This window comes from Psychrobacillus sp. BL-248-WT-3 (genome assembly GCF_012843435.1).
Taxonomy (GTDB): Bacteria; Bacillota; Bacilli; order Bacillales_A; family Planococcaceae; genus Psychrobacillus.
On record NZ_JABAFC010000073.1, the window covers coordinates 1 to 5,240 of the forward strand.

General features: G+C 35.2%; 6 protein-coding genes. 1 reads left to right on the forward strand and 5 read right to left on the reverse strand.

The genetic code is table 11. From position 1 onward, the window contains the following. Positions 1-186 (forward strand): hypothetical protein (locus HF876_RS18795; protein ID WP_205964181.1); only part of this gene is annotated, 186 nt, incomplete at its 5' end. Positions 187-438: 252 nt separating this feature from the next. Here the strand turns inward: HF876_RS18795 and tet(L) are convergent. The 5 genes from tet(L) to mobV form a co-directional block, all read right to left on the reverse strand. Beyond that, positions 439-1,821 (reverse strand): tetracycline efflux MFS transporter Tet(L), encoded by a 1,383-nt coding sequence (gene tet(L), locus HF876_RS18565; protein ID WP_068450235.1) that lies wholly within the window; start codon positions 1,819-1,821, stop codon positions 439-441. 33 nt (positions 1,822-1,854) lie between these two features. Then, positions 1,855-1,917: a tetracycline resistance efflux system leader peptide gene (locus HF876_RS19410; protein WP_013762478.1), complete on the reverse strand. Its 63-nt coding sequence runs from the start codon at positions 1,915-1,917 to the stop codon at positions 1,855-1,857. A gap of 117 nt (positions 1,918-2,034) precedes the next feature. After that, positions 2,035-2,322 carry a hypothetical protein gene (locus tag HF876_RS18575; protein ID WP_027131473.1) on the reverse strand — a complete coding sequence of 96 codons (288 nt, stop codon included), beginning with the start codon at positions 2,320-2,322 and terminating at the stop codon, positions 2,035-2,037. Positions 2,323-2,339: 17 nt separating this feature from the next. Beyond that, positions 2,340-3,353, reverse strand: a complete 1,014-nt coding sequence (locus HF876_RS18580) for a protein rep (RefSeq protein WP_141691195.1) — start codon at positions 3,351-3,353, stop codon at positions 2,340-2,342. 298 nt (positions 3,354-3,651) lie between these two features. Continuing rightward, complete coding sequence (gene mobV, locus HF876_RS18585; protein ID WP_027131475.1) at positions 3,652-4,875, reverse strand: MobV family relaxase; 1,224 nt, start codon at positions 4,873-4,875, stop codon at positions 3,652-3,654. Positions 4,876-5,240 lie beyond the last annotated feature (365 nt).

The window sequence follows — 5,240 nt, forward strand, 5'->3', positions numbered from 1 at the left end:
CACCTTTGCGTTTTTCCGCAACGGTTGCAAATTCATTCCCAAAATCAAGCCCAAAAGATTAAGACCTTGCCCCTTTTTGAAAAGGGGCAAACACCAAAACAGCCTCTTGCAACCTCAGCAAGTTGGCTCGATAACCGTTTGGGAATCATCAAGGTACGGGTAGTATTTTTCAAAACGCTACGCTGAAAAATCTCCACCCTTTCCCCCTTGACGATTCCCATTTTTCCGTTGCTGGATATTGGCCGACAGCCATACTCAGCAAGATACTAAAATTTAGTAGCTGTCGCCTTGCAAATTTTAACGGAAAAAACCACTGAATAAAAAAAGACACGAGAACAATCTCTCGTATCTTCTGTATCTTATTTCTTATTTTCCTTACTCAACAATCGCGCCCGATTGCTTAAGAAAGCTAGAAGTCATTTAATTTATCTCTGGTATTCAACTTTTAAATTGAATTTGTCTTCGTTTATATACATTCAAGGTGATCAGCCAACTAGTAACAACGACTCCTGTAAAAAGGAATAGCATATTACTATACAAATAAGTGGATTGATCAAGGTCCATAGGTAGCAACTTCTGATTCAGTAAGCGTACAGATAATAAACCACCAACAATTGCAATACCTATTCCCTCTGATAAAAAACTGGTAAAATTAAGCAAACTCATTCCGGCACCAGCTTCCTTTTGTTTCAAACTACTTGAAACAATTGTAGATATAACTGTTTTGGTGAATGACAGCCCACCAAAAACAAAAACTAATATAATTGTCAGTAACCATGGTGTTACTTCTAAAAAAAAGGCAGCAATTAAAAAGCTAACGGAAAGAAATGTAACTCCAATGGTTAACACGTACAATGGACCTTTTCTATCAACAAGTAATCCACCAATGTAACCGAAGATAATAACGCTCATTGTTCCAGGGAAAATAATCACACTGCCAATTGCAGCAGTACTTAGTTGATGTACATCTTTCATCATGTAAGGAACCATAGAGATAAACCCTGCTACTGTACCAAATATAAGTCCTCCACAAAGGACACCAATTATAAAAGAAATATTTTTCCCCAGTGCAGGTTCAACAAAAGGTTCTGTTACTTTCCTAATATGTTTTACAAATATCAGGAATGACAGAATACTGATGATCAGAAAAGAAATGTTATAAGATGTTGTAAACAGCATAAAAAATACAATGCCCACTGACATTAGTATAATTCCTACAATATCAAAATGACCTTTTATCCTTACTTCTTTTTTCAACAATTTAATAAGGAACGGAACAGTGATAATTGTCATCATTGGAATGAGCAGAAGATAAGACCAATGGATAAAATGAGCTATCATTCCACCAATAGCTGGACCGATACCTTCTCCCATAGCTACTATGGAGCCAATAAGACCAAACGCTTTACCCCTATTTTCCTTTGGAATATAGCGCGCAACTACAACCATCACGAGTGCTGGAAATGCAGCTGCACCAGCTCCTTGAATAAATCGAGCCAGAATAAGTATGGGAAAAAAAGAATGTCCAACAAACCCAATTACCGATCCGAAGCAATTTATTATAATCCCAAATAGGAGTAACCTTTTAATGCCTAGCTGATCAGATAGCTTTCCATATAGAGCTGTTCCAATAGAAAAGGTTAACATAAAGGCTGTGTTCACCCAGTTTGTACTCGCCGGTGATTTATTAAAATCATTTGCAATATCAGGTAATGAGACGTTCAAAACCATTTCATTTAATACGCTAAAAAAAGATAGAACGCAAAGCCAAATTAAAATTTGGTTGTGTCGTAAATTTGATTGTGAATAAGACGTATTCACATTTCGCCCTCCAATAATGAGGGTAGACGCAGTTTATAGGGCTAATGATACGTTTCCCTCTTTTAATTGAACCCTGTTACATTCATTGCACTTCATAATTAATGCCTCCTAATCTTGATTGAAACATTTTACCACATACAGACTAAGTTTTAAATTCAGTTTTCATCACTTATTCCGTTAAATGGCCCGTTTGTTGAACAACCACTCTAATTTTCAATGAATTATATGTATCCGACCATCTTCAAAAATTTCCACTGGCTGATAACTATTCATAAAATTTAATGCGTCAACCATGAAACCATCTTTCACCATTTGCTTTTGTCCATCTTCAAAAACTTTTCTGTCCAAGATCAAACTATAAAAATAAACTTTTTCGTCACCAATCATTTCAGAATTCATCATCACAAAATGATTTCCATACCTGTTTTTAAAATATTCACGGGCTAACTCATGGCTAGAAAATTCGGGGATTTCCGATTCAGCTTTTCTACTAATCTTCAATTTTCATGACCCCTTTATCAATCATTTTTTATATAATAATTTTGCCTGTTCCAGTTCCACATTGCTGTGACTGTAAAGCCTTCATCTTCTTTTTCATCATCATTTTCTTCATTCACTTTTACCAAATCGCCATCTTCTGCATCATCTAAATTTAATTCTTTGTGTATTTCCTTCAACAATCCACCGTATGAAATCAGTCGTTTACGGAACAAACCCTCTTCCAAATCCTTAACGATTTGCAAATTCCGTTCCTCGTCATCTGTTAAATAATCATCAGATTTAACGGAGTATTTAGCAGTTTCATTTACTGCTGTTTCAATCGCTTGCTTGTCCTGTTCAGAAGAAACTTTAGATTTAATTGCAGTAACAAAAACATTTGGATCATAGTCTAGTTTCATAGCCTTTTTCCAAAACGCTTGCCATTCTTTATGAGTAATATAATTTTTTTTGCTTCTAAAATAACTACTTTCAAAGCACATCATTGCATGGATATGTTGATTATAGGAGTTGTCTTTTTTATTGACCGTGACCTCGGTAGTCCTCATAAAGCCGATTAAATTACTATCAACTTTTTTGTATTGGACCATTTTTCTGAAGCCCCTTGCCATATCAGAAAGACTTTTATTTAATTCTTCACCGTCATAAACATTTTTAACAGTAAAGGTGAAGAACAACCATCGACAACTAGGTTTTCGCTTCATAACTTCAGTTATGATTGTTTTACTTTGAGCAGAATGTTTCATGGCTCTCCTCCAATTGCATAATGAACAAAGTTTGGATTTACAAAACCACGCTTTATATAATTTCAAGTGACCTGTATCGTTTGCTTTAAACTGCAAAATAACACCGCAATCCTTGACACGTTCAGCTTTCTTAAATTCTAGTATAAACAAAAGTTCAGAATAACTTACACTATCAATCTTTCTTTCTCGCCACGGTCTAGTTTTCCCCGTTTTTGTTTTGTCAAAAAATACATTTGATTCCTTTGGTGCATTTGTGCTATGATTATCTATAGAATTTTGAAAACGCATATAAAAAGCCCCCATGTTATTTAGTTTTGATCTTAGTCAATTAAAACTTTAACACAGGGGCTTTTATTATGCAAAAAATTTTCAACCGATTTTTAAGAGTAAAATACCACTTAAACCCTCGCCAACACTAGTTTTAAATCCTAAAAAAACAACCTAAAAATAATGACGTTATTTCTAGTAGTATCAAGATAAGAAAGAACCGTTTTTCGCTACGCTCAAAACCAAGATCAAAATCCTTTAAGATCAAGTTCAAAATCCCAAAAGACAAAAACAAAAAGAACCTTCGAAGGTTCTTTTTTTATCTACTCATATCATTATTTCGCTCACGAGCCTTTTCACGCTTGTGTAATCGTTCAAATTCGCTTCCAGTTGTTTTTTCCCTTATCTTGTCCACCAACTCACCAAAAACCTTCTTAAAGGCTCTCACGTTGTCTGTGCGATCCCTTAAAAACTCTTTCGCACTTTTATAAACTAATCCTATTTCAGCCTTTAAATCGCTCACACGACCTTTTAACGACCTATTTTCTTCAACCAACTCATTATAATCTTCAATATTTGAATTAAATCTCTGAACAAGATCATTGTATTTCTCTTTCACTACTTCATTCTGCTTGCGCAAGCCTATATTTTCTTTCGCCATATCGGTATTTAATATATTTTTTAAATGTGTTTTTAACTTTTCATTATCTTGAGCAGCAGTAACCAACTTTTTATAATCTGTTCTTAAAATGATTACATTTTCAGTTGGCTTTCTTTCTGTCTTTGTTATTTCCTTACCTAAACCAAACAGAGCTTTCTCGCCAGTCGGCACTTCAATATTTTTCATTTGTCGTCTCACTGGAACTATTAAATCAGACTCCACTCTTTCGCTATATCCAGTCAATTCATCTTTTTTGCTAGTAAGATCCTTTTCTAGAAAATCAATTTCTTTTTCCAAGGTTTGTTTTTTAAACGTTTGTGTTTCGATATGCTCACGCTTTGAACCCTTTTCCCCTCGCTCCAAATCAAATCCAAGTTTTTGCATATGCTCAGGAAATTTGTCTTGAATCCAAATCAATTCCTGTCGATTAAAAACGTTCTTTCCTTGTAGTTTTCCGTCACGCATCGGAACAACTCCAATATGTAAATGAGGTGTTTTTTCGTCATGATGAACCGTCGCATAAGCGATATTTTGCTCACCGTATCGCTCCGAAAAAAGTTTGAAACTTTCCTCAAAAAATCTTTTTTGTTCTGCAGAATCTAGTCCCTCAAAAAATTCTCTCCCAGATGTCACCAACAATTCATTTACCAGTACCGCATCTTTTCGGGTTTTTCTTATACCCGTTTTTTGTGATTCAATAATTTCTTTTACTCGCTCGTTATAATCAATATTTCCATCATTTATAAAATCGTAATTTTCATTTGATTTGTCTTTATCAATATCGGGGTTCGTCTTACTTTCCCGCTCTCTTTGATTGTGAAATTGAATCCCTTTTAAATCATGGGACTTCATTTTTTGCATTCTACAAACTGCATAGCTCATCATTTTTCAGCTCCATTCACGAGGTACAAACGTGTACCTGTTTTCGGTCAACTTCCATGTAAAGTATAACACACTATACTTTACATTCGTAAAGGTGTGCTCTCCGAGGGTCAGAACAAGAACCTGGCTCATGCCAGATTCCCAAAGTCAAAGGCAAAAAAATCACCGCTTGCAGCTGTTGCTTTTTCCTAGTGCAGAAATGACATTTTCACCTTTGCGTTTTTCCGCAACGGTTGCAAATTCATTCCCAAAATCAAGCCCAAAAGATTAAGACCTTGCCCCTTTTTGAAAAGGGGCAAGGTCTTAATCTTTTGGGCTTGATTTTGGGAATGAATTTGCAACCGTTGCGGAAAAACGCAAAGGTG